We start from the raw sequence: 14,393 nt of genomic DNA, 5'->3' as shown, positions 1-14,393 counted from the left end.
AACCTGTTCAATTCATCGGATGTTATAGCCATCATCTTGCCGTACCGGCACGTTTCAGGCAACAGATTGGATTATAGATCCGATGTTTATGGAGATGTGGGATGAATCAGCGAGTCAGCGCGCGCGGCGCAGCCACGCCTCGACGCCCGCCACGTGAACCACCATCGCGGCGTGCGCGAGCTCGGGCTCACCTGCCGCGAGGGCATCCAGGATCGCCTGGTGCTCACGCCTCGTACGTTCCTGGGCGCCGACTTCGGTGCGGCCTCGCCAGATCCGTGCGCGATTGGTCGGGCTGGAGAGCCCTTCGATGAGCGATGCCAGGACCGAGTTGCCCGACGCCACACTCACCATCCGGTGGAAGTCGATGTCGAACGACAGCAGGTCCTCTGGCAAGGAGTCCTTGCTCGAGGCATCGATGACGTCCTGCATCCGCTGCAGCTCCTCGGGCGTCACGCGCGGCGCTGCCATGGCTGCGGCCTCGGGCTCGAGGATCCGGCGCACCCGCAGGAACTCCAGCACACTGTCGTCCTGGTGGAAGTCGACGACGAACGTGAGGGCATCCAGCAGCACGTTCGGATCGAGGCTCGTCACGTACGTGCCGTCGCCCTGTCGCACGTCGAGGATGTTGATCAGGGCGAGCGCTCGCACGGCCTCCCGCAGCGAGTTGCGGGACAGGCCCAGCGTCTCGGACAAGTCGGCTTCGCGCGGGAGCCTGTCGCCCGGCTTCAGCTGGCCGCTCACGATCATTTCCTTGATCCGGAGGATGGCCTCGTCAGTCAGAGCCACGGCAACGGATCCTTCGCTCGAGCAGCACGGTTGAGAGGATCATAGGTGTCCTCGGCAGTCGCGGTGAGCACGCGGGTCCGGTCGCCTGCAGACAGCTCGTCCAGGACCTCCAGCACGACCTCGAACCACCGGCCGTACGTGCTCACGGAGGTGACGACGGGCCAGTCGCTGCCCACCATGCATCGGTCGGGGCCGAACACCGCCAGTGCGTGCTCCAGCCACGGGCGCAGCGCTTCGGTCGTGCGCGCATCGTCGGCGGCCTCGGAGGCGAGACCCGAGAGCTTGCACCGTACGTTCGGGAGTGCGGCCAGGCGGACCAGGGCGGCGGCCCATGCTGCGAAGTGGTCAGGACTGATGACGGGCTTGCCGAGGTGGTCGAGGACGAACATGACCTCGGGACACGCTGCGACCAGACGGGTCACCTCGTCGATCTGGTGCTGGCGGACGCAGAGGTCGAACGAGAGCCCGTGCATCGCCAGCAGCCGGACGCCGTCGATGACCTGCGGTGACGTGGCGAATCCCGGCGGCTCGTCCTGCAGCAGCCGTCTGACTCCGGTCACCAGATCGGTCGCCGCGAGCTCGGCCAGCTTGCCCGCACAGTCGGTGCCATGCTCCACAGGCGCGTGGGCCACGATCGCGAGCACCGGCGCCCCTGCATCGGCGAGCTCGTGCACCCACGCGACCTCGCGCATGCCCTGGTCAGCGCGGCAGTCCGCCTGGACGAACACCACGCCCACGAGGTCGAGTCGGTCCAGCTGATCCACGTCTGCGCGAAGGTGTCCCGGCAGGCGATCTTGCTGAAGCACGTCACTCTCGCCGGCCAGCCACTCGTAGTCGAAGCGCGCAAGGTTCCAGAAGTGGACGTGGCTGTCCACGAACGGGTCGTTGCCTGCTCTCACGTCGACTCCTCTCCCTTGGGTTCACCGGAACGCCTGCGCGTCGTCCCGCCGGCCGGTCGGACTGGAGGAGGTCCGACCGGCGCGGCGCTGGCTACTGCAGCTGCCAGATCACTGGAACTCGGCGACGTTGTCCTTCGTCACCATCTCGGTCCCGGTGTCGATGTTGGCCGAGACGTCGTCTCCGTTGATCGCGTCGAGCGCGGCCTGGAGGCCCATGCTTCCCATCTTGGCCGGGAACTGTGCCACTGATCCGGACTCGGTGCCGCCAGCGATCGCGGTGAGCTCGTCAGGCGAGGCATCGAAGCCGACCGTGATCAGCTTGCCCTCCTTGCCATCGGACTTGATCGCCTCGAGCGCGCCGAGCAGCGGCGGTCCGCACGCTGCGTATATCGCATCGACGTCAGGATTCGCGGTGAGGATGTCCTGGGCGGCGTCCAGACCCTTGGTCTGGTCACAGTCCGTCGGCGCCTTGGCGACGACCTTCGCGGCGTCGCCCAGCGACTCGAGCATCCCGGTCACGCGCGCATCGAGGGAGGGGTTGCCGAGCACGCCTTGGAGGACGGCGATCGATGCACCCTCGGGCAGGTTCTCGGCGAGCCACTTGCCGGCGAGCTTGCCGCCGGCCAGGTTGTCGGTCGCGACGACGGACGTCTTGCCGTCCCAGTCCGGGATGTCGTTGTCGACCAGGATCACCTTGATCCCCGCGTCAACCGCCTTCTGCAGGTCGTCCTGCACGTTGGGGCTCGTGGGCGTGATGACGATGGCATCGACCTGTTGGGTGACCATCGCCTGGATCGCCGCGATCTCGCCCTCGTCGTCGGTTCCGCTCTTGCCCTGGGCGTAGACGACCGTCGCGCCGGACTCCTTGGAGTCCCAGTCCTTGGCTGCGTCGACCATCGTGTCGTAGAAGTCGACGGGGAACTTCGTGATGAACCCGATCTTGACGGAGTCACCCTTCTTGTCCTTGGACCCCTTGTCGCCCGGGCTCGAGTCACTGCCGCAGGCTGCCAGCATCAGGGTCATCGACGCCGCAAGAGCGGCGAGAATCTGTGTCCTTCTTTTCATGTTCCTGTGATCCCTTCGGAAAGCAAGCCGTCAACGTCTCGCCCGAGCGCAATGCTGACGTGGTGGTCGGTTCGGCACGTTCAGTCAGACCTCACCTCCGACGATGAGCGAGACGAGCCGAGCCCGGTTCTCGGGAGTCGGCACTTCTTCGCCCACGGTGCGACCGCGTCGCATGACGATGGCGCGATCGGCGATCTCCATGACGTGGTCCATCGCGTGGGAGATCACGATCACTGCACAGCCCTCAGAGCGGAGCCGAAGAACGAGGTCGAGGACCTGGCGGGACTCCCGAAGTCCCAGGGCTGCTGTCGGCTCGTCCAGGATGACGACCCGCGAGGCGAACGCGGCCGTACGTGCGACAGCGATGGCCTGGCGTTGGCCGCCGGACATCATGCCGACCGTCGACGCCTTCTCGGGCAGCCGGATCTTCAGGCGGTCGAGCAGCTCGGACGAGGAGCGCGCCATGTCGCGTCGGCGCATCCATCGCATGCCGCGCGGGAGCCAGGCCGGCACCGCCTTCTCATGGCCCGCGAAGAAGTTGGCTGTCGCGTCGAGATTGTCGAAGAGCGCGAGGTCCTGGTAGACCGTCTCGATGCCGGCGGCCCGGGCCACGGCCGGGCTCGCCATGGAGGCGGGCACGCCGTCAACCTCGATCTCGCCGGAGTCGAGCTTGTGCACGCCGCTGATGCACTTGATCAGGGTGGACTTGCCGGCGCCGTTGTCGCCCAGGATGGCCAGCACCTCGCCGTGGTGCACCTCGAGGTCGACATCGTCGAGCGCGAGCACCGCACCGAATCGCTTGGTCGCTCCGCGAACCGCCAGGGCCGGGTACGCGTTCATGCCGCGGCCCCCTTCATGACCCGGAACCGGTTCTCCAGGCGCCCTCGCACCACGTCGGACTCGACCGCGAGGACGATCACGACACCGATGACGATCAGCTGGAGGTAGGCCTCGATATTGAGCAGGTTCATCCCGTTGCGGATGACGCCGATCATCAAGGCTCCGATCAGCGCGTGGCTGACGAATCCGCGGCCGCCGAGGAAGCTCGCGCCGCCGATCACGACGGCGGCGATGGCATCGAGCTCGGCGAGATCGCCGAACGTCGGCGACCCGGCATTGAGGCGTCCCGACGTGACGATCGCTGCGACGCCGGCCAGCACCCCACTGCAGACGTACACCGAGACCAGCACTGCGGAACGCGGTATGCCGAGACTCCGGGCGCCCTCGGGGTTGCCCCCGACGGCATAGATCCAGCGACCCCAGACGACCCGGCTGAGGAAGACCGACACCATGATCGCGACCAGGGCGACGAGGAAGGCCGAGTTCGGCAGCCACGAGGCGATCCAAGTGGCTGAGCCACCGCCGATGTCAGTCACGATTCCGGGCATGTTGCGGATCGGCTGGCCGTCAGAGATGCCGAGAGCCAGTCCTCTCGCGATGCTCAGCGTCGCCAGCGTGATGATGAACGGGTGAGGCAGCTTGCCGTACACGTAGACGACACCGTTGACGAGGCCGACGGCGGCGCCCGTGCCGAGCATCGCGGCCACGGTCAGCGCGCCCCCGCCCGTCGAGCCGAAGACCGTCGCACCGACGACTGACGACAGCGCGAGCGTCGAGCCCACCGAGAGATCGATGCCGCGAGTCAGGATGACGAGCAGCTGACCAATGGCGAGGATCGCGATCACGGCCGACTGCGAGAGGACGTTGCCGAGATTCTGCGACGTGGCGAACACCGGGGAGAGGCTGGACATGACCAGCACCAGGACGAGCAGGATCAGCACCGGACCGAGCTTGAGCAGCACGAGCAACGCGCCGACCAGTCGGAGCTTCGTGACGCTGACCTCGTTGTCCCGGGCGGTTGGCCCGACGGGTGCAGCCGATCCCGGATCGGCAGTCTGCTGCTGCTCCGCGCGGGGAACCTCGACGTTGCTCTCGCCGGATTCGTCTGTCGTCTGGATGTCGTGCACCGATCAGCCTCCTCGCTGTGGTGGCCGTCACACTATCCGGGAAGACATAGGATGTCTACACCCTTTCTGGAGGCTTCATGCCATCCCATGCGCTCTCGAGCCTCGTATAGGTAGGACCAGATGCGCCGTGCAACGTTCGGTCACCCGTAGCCATACGCCGTTTTCGCGCGCGCAAAGCTGCCGCAGGCGCCAGGCACCTGCGGTGATGAGCTACGCCCGCTGCTAGCCCTCGTTGGCGGCGGCCGCGCTGCGGATCAGCTCGGTGAACGCGGCATGGTCGAGCGTGTCGTCCTCGCGAATGTCGATGGCGCGGCGGGTGCCGGCGTCGAGGCTGGCGTTGAACAGGCCGGCCGGATCCGCGAGCGATGCACCCTTGGCGAACGTCACCTTGATCTTGTCCTTGTAGGTCTCGACGGTGCAGATCAGGCCACTGTGCGAGAAGGTCGGCACGCCGTCGGGGTTCGACGCCTTGCGCCACTTGGCCTCTTCCACGACGTCCGGCACCGCGTCGATGATCAGATTGCGAACGGTGTTGACGATCGTGGTGCGCCAGTCAGCTGCCATGACCGGAACTCTACTCATCGTCAGGCGTCGGGCGCATCGCCACAGGACCGTACGAAGGACCCGCCGGCCTGGCAGCCGACGGGCCCTTCGCGTGAAGCCTCGGGTTAGTCGACCTCGGCGGACGGGATGGCAGCCCCCGGAACCTCCTTGGGGAGATAGAGCTCCTTGTCACCGGGATACGGCTTGGTCCAGTTGTGCGCCTGGTACCAGGTGTACCGGTTCATCTGCTCCGGGTTGGCGTAGTCCGCCCGCGCCTGACGGCCGCTGAAGTGCTGCTTCTGCGCCCACGTGCCCCAGGCCTTGGCGAGCGGAGCCGCACTGGCCGGGACCTTCGGTGCCTCCACCTTGGAGGCCGTCGTGTCCGGGCCGCACGCGGGCGCCGGGTTGACGTTCTCGGTCAGCGGGATCTGGTTGGGCACCGCGTTGAAGGGCTTCAGGTCCGCCTTGGACCGGAACGCGTCGAACATCGGCGTCGCCGCGGCCACCTTCTGGTTCAACGGCTCGGCACCGAGGATCTGCTCGATCGTGCGGACCATCGAGATCTGCGAGTAGTACGTCGAGACCGTCTTGCCGTGAACGGCCCACGGGCTGATGACCTGGATCGGGGCCCGGTGGCCGTCCACGTGGTCCACACCGGCCTGGCTGTCGTCCTCGACCACGAAGATCGCCGAGCTCTTCCAGTACTTGCTGTGCGAGATCTCGTCGACGACCTTGCCGACTGCGAGGTCGCCGTCGGCCACCCCGGCACGCGGAGTCGACGGGCCGCCAGTGTGATCACTCGAGAGCCACAGCATCTGGAAGTCAGCCGGACCCTTCTTCTCGAAGTCCTGCTTCCAGATCTCGGACCGGTAGACGTCCGGGATCGACAGGTCGAACGGCGGCGACAGTGGATCGCTGATGGCGTTGAGCGACGGGATCACCGAGCCGTAGTCACCCTTCAGCTCCGGGGTCGTGAGCTGGGCCGGGTCTCCGCCGTTCTCGACGCTGTCGACGGCGCAGTAGTACTGCTGCCACGAGCCCGACGGCTTGCCCTCCGGGTACTCGAACTCGCCGTAGTTGCGCGCACTCTTGCGGGCCGACTGGATCGCGGTCCACAGGAAGCCGGAGCGCTGGTGGCCGAGCACGTCCTCCTCGGTGTCGTACGACCTGGTGTACTCGCCGGCGCTCGACTCGGTGTACTCCGGGTTGTCGCCCTGCATCAGCCAGTTGTGACCCTCGGCCGAGTTGGTGCCGACGTCGTACGTGTTGTCGTACAGCCCGAACTGGCGCGCCAGCGCGTGCTGGTTGGGCGTGGTCTGCTCGCCGAACTGGGCCAGCGTCGCGTCACCGTTGCCCTCGGGCATGTCCCCGTAGATCTGGTCGTACGTGCGGTTCTCCTTCACCAGCAGGAAGACGTGCTTGATCGTCGAGGGATCACCGATCCGCTTCGGCACTGGCACGGCGCGCACGTGGCGACCACCGCGTGAGTGCTTGACGTCGGTGCCAGCGTTGCCCCAGCCGTTCTGGGCGAACACCCTCTGGGTGTAGGTGTCGCGGATCTTCTGGTCACTCGGCAACGTGAACCGGGTCAGTGACGCCGTGGTGCCGTGGGTGCCCCACGCCGTCGCCGGAGTCGTGCCGAGCCCCTGGTTGGAGGTGATCTTCTGCCCCCGCGCGTCGATGCCACGGCGGTTGGCGACGACGGTCTGGCCGCCGACCGCGAAGACGTCCTCGGGGTAGTAGTCGGTCGGCACCAGGCCGACGTAGCTGACCGGGTCCAGCGCGTTGCGGCCCAGCTTGTAGACCGCGACCGCATTGGCCCGGCCCAGGGTGACCAGCAACCGACCGTGCTCGACCGCGATGCCATTCGGCTCGTAGCCGATCGCCGAGCCGCGCCACGGCTGGGTGACGATGGTCTGGACGACGTGGTCCTTCGCGGTGTCGACGACCGAGACGGTGTCGTCGTTGGTGTTGGCGACGTAGAGCACTCGTCCGCTCGCGTAGAGCGCCGTCGGGTGCAGGCCCACCTTGATCGTGCCGGCGTTGTCGCCTGCGGCGGTCGGGTCGATGACGCTCAGGGTCCCGGTCGTCGAGGTGCCGCGGTAGCCGTCGGCGGCGACGGCGGTGCCGTACGAGTCCATCGTGGTCTCGCCGGTCTTGGCCGGTCGGCCGCCCTCGTTGCTGACGTACAGCTTGCTGCCCAAGAACCGCACCTGTCGCGGTGCGACCCCAACGTTCCACGTACGGGTGATCGTGCCCGCGACCGGATCGATCGCGACGACGGTGTTCTGGCCGTTGACGGCGGCGTACAGCGTCCCGTCCGGCGCGAAGGTCAGCCCGCTGGTCAGGGCCTGCTTGGTGCCGACGGTCGGGATCGCGATCGTGGTGCCGGCTGCGAGGGTGCCGTCGGCATTGACCGGGAACCGGGTGATGCCGGTGGCGTTCGGCATGAACAGGAACTTGCCGTCCGGGGAGTAGACCGGGCCCTCCTGGCCGACGGTGTTGTCCGTCAGTTTCAGGTTGACCCCGGCGGCGGAGCCACCGCGCCAGATCAGCTGGTACGTCGAGAGGTCGTAGACCTGCAACGAGACCGAGCGGTCGTTGGACGTGGCGGCGAGGAAGCGGCCGTCCGGGCTGACGGTGGAGCCCATGATCTTCCCGTACGGCGTGGAGAGGCGCTCGCCCAGAGGCTTGAGCACCTGGTTGGAGGAGATCTGGAGGCCGTTGGCATATTCGGTGCCCACCTGGTGGTCCCCGAAGGCCGAGGTCCCGGCGACCGCCGCACCCGTGCCCACGACCGCGAGTGCCGTGGCACCGGCGACGAGGAGCGTGAGTCTGTTCTTGGTGAGGAGTCCGGATCGGACGCCCGTGACGCGAGTACGTTGACGCACCTGCATGGGTTGTTCCCTTCTCAGAGGTGATCGAGTTCAGTGCTGATCGAGCAGGTCGACGTAGCCGTCTAGCTGCCACAGGGGGTTAGGTGTGTCGCCGGTCGCGGTGCGCACCTGGAACGAGCCGTTCACCTCCTTCGGTCCGTCTCCGTCGGCGACATACCGGCCCTCGGCCGTGACGTCGAGCTGGTAGATCGCCGAACCCGTGGCCGTTGCGCCCGGGAGGCGCCAGGTCACGACGCATCGCCAGTCGTTGCCGGGGCCGTGGTCCTCGACCCTCGACCCGCCCTTGTCGCAGGTCGTGTGGGCCGCGAGCTGCGCCTCCGTCACCGCGGGGCGGTGCAGCTCGCGGGTCTGCAGCACGTAGAGGTGCGCGAACGCGGTCGACAACGAGTGCTCGAGCTTGCCCCTCTCGATGCCGGTCCCACTGGCAGGAGTCACGGCGCCGATGACCAGTGCGGTGACCCCGGCCAGTGCGGCGAGCGGCAGCGCTGCGGCGACGAGCGTACGACGACCGGCGCCGTCGTTGGACAGATCGGTGAAGTTGCGGCGTACGAACAACACGTACGCGAGCCCGGTCGCCACCGCCGCCCAGATCAGGCTGACCAGCACCCCGATCAGCAGCGGGCCGGTCGACGCCGGCTCGGTGTAGAGCCCGCGCCAGGCCAGGAACGCGTTGCTGGGCAGCGCGAGACGCACCACGACCGGGACGGGCAGCATCAGCACCAGGTTCATCGCCAGGGCGAGCGCGGCCGGGACCAGCAGGCCCATCGGCGACCGGCCCAGGACCACCGAGCCGAGCAGACCGATCGCGGCGAACGCCAGCGTCGGCGCGAGCACGCATAGCCAGGTCAGCAGCACGATCCGGCCGGCCTCCCCCGCGGCCAAGCTGTGTCCGTCCAGGCCGATGAGGGAGTGGTTCCCGACTGCCGTCAGGCCACCGACGACGCTGGACGCCACCAGGAAGACGACGAGCAGCAGGATCAGGGTCAGGCTTGCGAGCGCCTTGGCCGCGAAGATCCGGCGTGGTGAGCGAACTGCCACCAGCAGGTGGCGCCAGGTGCCCAGCCGGTCCTCGACCGCAAACACGTCGCCCGCGACCAGCGACACCAGCAGAGGCAGCCCCCAGCTGCACGCGAAGGCTAGGACCACCAGCGACCCGGCCCATCCGGTGTCGTGCATCCAGCGGCCGAACACCGTGTCGGTCGGCAACGAGCTCTGCCGACTGATCACCGAGACGAAACCGGCTGGTGCAAGGAGGCAGACCAGCAGGGCACTTCGTACGCGACCCTGGGCGAGAAGCTTGACGAGCTCGAACCTGAAGCCGGGCAGGACGCGCGCGGCTCCGACCGGCTCGGCGGCCGGTGAAAGTGTTGTGGTCACTGCGTCGGCTCCTGGCCCGTTTGTTCGTCTGCTTCGGTGCCGGTGAGGGCGAGGAACGCCGCCTCCAGCGGTGAGATGACCGGGGTGAGCTCACGTACCCCGAGACCGGCCTCGACCAGTCGTACGACGAGGGTGTCGAGCGCGAGCACCGGCCCGCGGACGATCAGGGGGTCACCGGCCTCGAGCACTCGGAGGCCTGGTGTGCCCGCTGCGACCGTCGCGGCCCGGGTCGGCTCCGACGTGACGACCCGATAGTCGAGGTCGTCGCTCTCGGCGGCCAGCTTCGCCAGCGGCCCGGTGAACACGACGCGGCCCGTGGCCAGCAGGGTCACGTCGGAGCACAGCGCGGCGACGTCATCCATCCGGTGACTGGACAGCACCACCGCGACCCCGTCGTCCGAGAGCGCGCTGATCACCCGGTGCACATGCCGCTTGCCGGCCGGGTCCAGACCGTTGACCGGCTCGTCGAGGACCAGCAGCCGTGGGCGGATGAGCAGTGCCGCCGCGAGCCCGAGCCGCTGTCGCATGCCCAGCGAGAAGCCCCGGACGCGACTGTCGGCCACGTCGCCGAGGCCGACCTGCTCCAGCGCATCGTCCACGTCGGTCGTGCCGCGGATGCCGCGCAGCGAAGCCAACGCGGTCAGGTTCTGCCGCGCGGACAGTGCCGGATAGAGGCCCGGGCCATCCACGAAGCCGGCCACACCCTCGGGGACCGCGAGGGTTCGCCGCACGGGCGTGCCCAGGATCTCAAGGGTGCCGGCGTCGGGCAGCGCAAGACCGAGCAGCAACCCGAGCAGGGTCGTCTTGCCCGCGCCGTTCGGCCCCACCAGGCCGTGCACCTGACCGGCATCGATGTCGAGGTCCACGCCGCCGAGGGCGATCACCTGTCCGAACTGCTTGCTGATCCCGCGGGCCCGAGCCGCTGGGGTCCACGTCATGTCAACGTCCTTCCCGAGGACACAGACGCTAGGCAACCGAATTGGCCGTGGGCAGACCGTCAGGCAAACAGTTGGCAAACGCAACCATTTGCCCAGATCTTTACGATACGGACTCGTTCCGTTTCGTGATACGCTCTTCGTCGTGCCAACAACCAATCCCGCCATCTCCGAGGCCCCTGCCAGGGGTCGGCCTCGCGACCCCAGCCGCGACGAGGCGATCATCGACGCAGCGATCGACCTCCTCGTACGCGACGGCTACGACCGGTTGTCGATGGAGGCCGTCGCCACCGAGGCCGGCGTCGGCAAGGCCACGGTCTACCGCCGCTGGAGCAACAAGGCCGAGCTCGTCATCGACGCGATGGCGACCCTCAAGCCTGCCTTCGAGTCCATCGACAGCGGATCTCTCGACGGCGACATCGAGCTGATGATCGCGGCCTCGTGCAGTCCGCACACCGAGCGGCTGATGCAGGTGATGGCGAGCATCTGCTCCGCCCTCCCCCGTGAGCCCGAGCTGCTCGAGGCCTTCAGGATCCGTTTCACCGAGCCGCGCATCGCGCGGATCACCGGGATCCTCGAACGCGCGCGTCACCGCGGCGAGCTCGGTCCCGACATCGACGTCGCCATGGCCGCGAGCCTCATGCCGTCACTGATGCTCCAGCGAGTCCTGATGACCGGCCAGCCGGCCGGCCGCACGTACGCCGAGCAGATCGTCAGCAGCGTGCTGCTCCCGGTGCTCGGCCGCCCCCCACGCCCCCTCTCGACCACAGACACGGAGACACCCCATGACTGAAGCACCACCCTCGCAAGCAACCCGCAACGGCGGGCTCGCCCTGGCCGTGATCTGCGTCGCGCAGCTCATGGTCGTCCTCGACGCCACCGTCGTGAACGTCGCGCTGCCCAGCATCCGCGACGATCTCAACTTCTCGCCCGACAACCTCACCTGGGTCGTCACGGCGTACTCACTCGCCTTCGGCGGGCTCCTGCTCTTCGGCGGGCGCACCGGTGACCTGTTCGGTCGCCGACGCATGTTCATGATCGGCATCTCGATCTTCGCGGCCGCATCGTTGGTCGGCGGGTTCGCCAACGGCGAGGCGATGCTCATCATCGCCCGCGCCGCGCAGGGAGCCGGTGGCGCGATCGCCGCACCCACCGCGCTCGCGCTGCTCGCCACGACCTTCACCGAGCCGGCGGCCCGTGCCCGTGCGTTCGGCGTGTTCGCGGCCATGGCCGCCTCCGGTGGCGCCCTCGGGCTGCTGCTCGGTGGCGTGCTGACCGACTACGCCAGCTGGCGCTGGGCCCTGTTCATCAACGCTCCCATCGGCGCGATCGTGCTTTTCCTCGCGCCGCGGGTGCTCAACGAGTCGCAGGGCTCGGGCACCAAGCTCGACCTGCCCGGCGCCATCTCCGTCACAGCCGGTATGTCGACGCTGGTCTACGGCCTGACCAAGGCTGCGAGCGACGGCTGGGGATCGACCACCACGCTGGTGACGCTCGCGATCGCCGCAGCGCTGCTGGTCGCGTTCGTGTTCATCGAGCTGGGCTCGACCCACCCGCTCATGCCGTTCCGGATCTTCAACAACCGCAACCGCACCGGCGCCTACCTCATCATGCTGTTCCTGGCGGCGGCAATGTTCACGACGTTCTACTTCATGGCGCAGTACCTGCAGAACGTGCACGGCTGGAGCCCGTTCCACACCGGTATCGGCTTCCTGCCCATGCCGGCGACGATCATGTTCATGTCGATCGTGGTGGTCCGGCGCCTCATCCCGAAGGTCGGCATCCGGCCGTTCCTCACCGCGGGGCCGATCCTGGCCATCGTCGCCATGATCTCGTTCGCACAGCTCGACGCGAGCAGCAGCTACTGGCCGTTCCTCGGATCGCTCCTGCTGCTCGGTCTCGGCATGGGGTGCAGCTTCGTGCCGCTGACCATGACCGCGGTCAACGGCGTCGAGCCGCACGAGACGGGCCTCGCCTCGGCGCTCCTCAACACCGGCCAGCAGGTCGGCGGGGCCATCGGCCTGGCCGCCTTCGGCACGGTCTTCGCGCACGCCGCGTCCGACCGCGCCGGCGAGCTCGGCGTGCGCGCACGCACCGCCGCAGGTCAGTCCGACATCTTCGTCGCCGGCCAGCAGCACGCGTTCCAGGCCGCCCTCGTGGTGACGGTGCTGGCGCTCATCGCGTCCCTCGCGCTGATCCGCGTCAACAAGGTAGCCCCGCCCGCCCAGGCCGCCGAGCCGGCCATGGCGGAGTGACGGCCGACTCAGCAGCGCACCGACGCGTGTGACGAAGGCCCCTGGTCAGCTTTTCTGCTGCTCAGGGGTCTTTGACGCCCCTCATGACCGGTCCTTCTCGAGGATGACCAACCCAACGAAGGTCTCCACACCGCGCGGAGGCTCCCCGTCCTCGAACTGGACGATCATCCGCCCGTCGCCGGTGGCACCCTCGTATCGTCCACTGCCGTCGAGGATCCGCCACTCGCTGGTCTGAACCAGGTGCTCCATCTGGTCAGGACCCGGTCCGAATCCGATCCGCACGGTCCCGTCCTTGCATCGCAGCTCGTTGACGGCAGGGAACCCGATGTCGGGACTCCCGCGCTCGTGGTGCAGGAGACCGCCCGGACAGAACGACGACTCTCCCAGCACCGAGCCGTCCATGACCCTGCCGTCGAAACCCGCAACTCTGTTGCGCAGCATCAGGGGTCGACCGGTTGTCGTGGCTGCGCTCGACGGGTCCGACGTCTTCGGGCTGCTCGGCTTCGTTCTCGAGTCGGTCGCTGTGGCATGGCTGTCGCAGGCGCCGAGGACGAGCATCGCGACGGCCACCGCGACACAGGCTCCACCGCGTCGCGCGCTGTTCCTCGTGGTCATCGCGACTCCTTCGCATGGATGTTGATGACTCCATGCTCGTAGCCGGGCGCGGCCAGGCCATCGGCACGCTGTCCCGATCTTCCGGGACGATCACCCGGAACCGATAGGTGCCTGTTCCCGGGTTGAAGCGATCAGGTAGTTCTTGGAACTTTGCCAACCCGTTCGTGGGTCGCATCAAGGCGACGCTCTGGACCTGGGACAGAGCGCCTTGACCCAGACGCGAGCAGGACCGCAGAGACAAGCTGCTCATGGCTGTGAGGACCGCTGGAGGTCGCAATTGCTTTGAGCCAAACCCACCCAGCTGGATTGTTCAGTAGGTCAGACCCGCCAGCAGGGGAAGCAGCACCAGCTCCACCGGCAGTGTCTTGCGCGATCCGCTCGGCCCCATGTGTGGCAGAAATGTGTACTGCGTGACGCGTCGAATGCCCAGGTGCTGGCTAGCGGCGTAGGTGGCAGAGGAGAGCAACGTCTTCGAGTCCATCCACAGGATCCAGTGCGGCGCCAAAGAAGGTCCGGGCGTGCCCGCCAACAGCTCGCCGACAACCGTTCCGGCGCCATCATGCACTGACCACGGCCCATCGTCCTCGCAGGGGAGCCGTGCCACGACTTCATCATTTGCAGCGTGCACTGCGATGGCGTCGGGGTGCTGCACCCGCAGCAGAAGAGTTTTGTCGCGGACACTTCGTGCGATCCGCTGGCCAGCGCTGTCATCGACCGTCACCGTCGCCGGCGCGGCGTTGAGAGAGCTGATCCGCGCCAACACTCGACCCTGCGCGCCGCGTAGCTCTGCATGTACGTCGTTGCCGGCGTCCATTCCGGTGACCGCCAAGACCTTCCGCATCGCCTTGGCAGCCCGGCCGCCGCGGTGAACACGGGCGGTCAGCGCGAGCAGGTCGCCGACCGACGATCGGAGCTCCCAGTGATGGCTGTCCGCATTGGCGCCGGCTTGGAAGATGGCGGTGATTCCCTCGTAGGATGCGAGCTGGTCGAGGGTGGTCGCGACGGGCTCCTCAGGCGCACTCATAGGGGAGACAATAGAGCGAACGGCGAATGC

General features: G+C 67.7%; 13 protein-coding genes. 2 read left to right on the top strand and 11 right to left on the bottom strand.

Features of this window, described 5'->3' with window-relative positions; genetic code table 11:
* Positions 1 to 114: 114 nt before the first annotated feature.
* From BOSE46_RS02235 to BOSE46_RS02195, 9 genes are all read right to left on the bottom strand, one after another.
* Positions 115 to 786: a FadR/GntR family transcriptional regulator gene (locus BOSE46_RS02235; protein ID WP_159537846.1), complete on the bottom strand. Its 672-nt coding sequence runs from the start codon at positions 784 to 786 to the stop codon at positions 115 to 117.
* The gene (locus BOSE46_RS02230; protein WP_159537844.1) at positions 777 to 1,685 is read right to left on the bottom strand and encodes an amidohydrolase; all 909 of its coding nucleotides are present in this window, start codon (positions 1,683 to 1,685) and stop codon (positions 777 to 779) included. The genes BOSE46_RS02235 and BOSE46_RS02230 overlap by 10 nt, the downstream gene beginning before the upstream one ends.
* A 108-nt stretch (positions 1,686 to 1,793) precedes the next feature.
* Positions 1,794 to 2,750: a sugar ABC transporter substrate-binding protein gene (locus BOSE46_RS02225; RefSeq protein WP_159537843.1), complete on the bottom strand. Its 957-nt coding sequence runs from the start codon at positions 2,748 to 2,750 to the stop codon at positions 1,794 to 1,796.
* A gap of 84 nt (positions 2,751 to 2,834) precedes the next feature.
* The gene (locus BOSE46_RS02220) at positions 2,835 to 3,590 is read right to left on the bottom strand and encodes an ATP-binding cassette domain-containing protein (RefSeq protein ID WP_159537841.1); all 756 of its coding nucleotides are present in this window, start codon (positions 3,588 to 3,590) and stop codon (positions 2,835 to 2,837) included.
* The gene (locus BOSE46_RS02215) at positions 3,587 to 4,717 is read right to left on the bottom strand and encodes an ABC transporter permease (protein WP_201299479.1); all 1,131 of its coding nucleotides are present in this window, start codon (positions 4,715 to 4,717) and stop codon (positions 3,587 to 3,589) included. Before BOSE46_RS02215 ends, BOSE46_RS02220 begins: the two co-directional genes overlap by 4 nt.
* Positions 4,718 to 4,939: 222 nt before the next feature.
* On the bottom strand, positions 4,940 to 5,281 hold the full coding sequence (locus BOSE46_RS02210; protein ID WP_159537839.1) for a DUF1801 domain-containing protein: 342 nt from the start codon (positions 5,279 to 5,281) through the stop codon (positions 4,940 to 4,942).
* Positions 5,282 to 5,385: 104 nt separating this feature from the next.
* A complete protein-coding gene (locus BOSE46_RS02205; RefSeq protein ID WP_159537837.1) occupies positions 5,386 to 8,157 on the bottom strand; it encodes a bifunctional YncE family protein/alkaline phosphatase family protein in 2,772 nt (923 codons plus the stop codon).
* 30 nt (positions 8,158 to 8,187) lie between these two features.
* On the bottom strand, positions 8,188 to 9,534 hold the full coding sequence (locus BOSE46_RS02200) for an ABC transporter permease (RefSeq protein WP_159537835.1): 1,347 nt from the start codon (positions 9,532 to 9,534) through the stop codon (positions 8,188 to 8,190).
* Positions 9,531 to 10,472 carry an ABC transporter ATP-binding protein gene (locus BOSE46_RS02195; RefSeq protein WP_159537833.1) on the bottom strand — a complete coding sequence of 314 codons (942 nt, stop codon included), beginning with the start codon at positions 10,470 to 10,472 and terminating at the stop codon, positions 9,531 to 9,533. The genes BOSE46_RS02200 and BOSE46_RS02195 overlap by 4 nt, the downstream gene beginning before the upstream one ends.
* A 142-nt stretch (positions 10,473 to 10,614) precedes the next feature.
* Here BOSE46_RS02195 and BOSE46_RS02190 point away from each other — a divergent pair, with 142 nt between their 5' ends.
* A complete protein-coding gene (locus BOSE46_RS02190; RefSeq protein WP_159537831.1) occupies positions 10,615 to 11,262 on the top strand; it encodes a TetR/AcrR family transcriptional regulator in 648 nt (215 codons plus the stop codon).
* Positions 11,255 to 12,724 carry an MFS transporter gene (locus BOSE46_RS02185; RefSeq protein WP_159537829.1) on the top strand — a complete coding sequence of 490 codons (1,470 nt, stop codon included), beginning with the start codon at positions 11,255 to 11,257 and terminating at the stop codon, positions 12,722 to 12,724. The genes BOSE46_RS02190 and BOSE46_RS02185 overlap by 8 nt, the downstream gene beginning before the upstream one ends.
* An 81-nt stretch (positions 12,725 to 12,805) precedes the next feature.
* Here BOSE46_RS02185 and BOSE46_RS02180 read toward each other — a convergent pair whose 3' ends face one another.
* A complete protein-coding gene (locus tag BOSE46_RS02180; protein ID WP_159537827.1) occupies positions 12,806 to 13,339 on the bottom strand; it encodes a hypothetical protein in 534 nt (177 codons plus the stop codon).
* 310 nt (positions 13,340 to 13,649) lie between these two features.
* Complete coding sequence (locus tag BOSE46_RS02175; protein WP_159537825.1) at positions 13,650 to 14,363, bottom strand: hypothetical protein; 714 nt, start codon at positions 14,361 to 14,363, stop codon at positions 13,650 to 13,652.
* Between the last annotated feature and the right edge of the window lie 30 nt (positions 14,364 to 14,393).

Source organism: Aeromicrobium sp. 9AM (assembly GCF_902506105.1).
GTDB lineage: Bacteria > Actinomycetota > Actinomycetes > Propionibacteriales > Nocardioidaceae > Aeromicrobium.
Note: the sequence above shows the minus strand (reverse complement) of the source record. Positions and strands in the feature narration are given on the sequence as shown.

Excerpts from the sequence above, each read along its gene's own strand:
- BOSE46_RS02225 (WP_159537843.1), bottom strand. The coding sequence starts at position 2,750 with ATGAAAAGAAGGACACAGATTCTCGCCGCTCTTGCGGCGTCGATGACC.
- BOSE46_RS02220 (WP_159537841.1), bottom strand. The coding sequence starts at position 3,590 with ATGAACGCGTACCCGGCCCTGGCGGTTCGCGGAGCGACCAAGCGATTC.
- BOSE46_RS02210 (WP_159537839.1), bottom strand. The coding sequence starts at position 5,281 with ATGGCAGCTGACTGGCGCACCACGATCGTCAACACCGTTCGCAATCTG.
- BOSE46_RS02205 (WP_159537837.1), bottom strand. The coding sequence starts at position 8,157 with ATGCAGGTGCGTCAACGTACTCGCGTCACGGGCGTCCGATCCGGACTC.
- BOSE46_RS02195 (WP_159537833.1), bottom strand. The coding sequence starts at position 10,472 with ATGACGTGGACCCCAGCGGCTCGGGCCCGCGGGATCAGCAAGCAGTTC.
- BOSE46_RS02185 (WP_159537829.1), top strand. The coding sequence starts at position 11,255 with ATGACTGAAGCACCACCCTCGCAAGCAACCCGCAACGGCGGGCTCGCC.
- BOSE46_RS02180 (WP_159537827.1), bottom strand. The coding sequence starts at position 13,339 with ATGACCACGAGGAACAGCGCGCGACGCGGTGGAGCCTGTGTCGCGGTG.
- BOSE46_RS02175 (WP_159537825.1), bottom strand. The coding sequence starts at position 14,363 with ATGAGTGCGCCTGAGGAGCCCGTCGCGACCACCCTCGACCAGCTCGCA.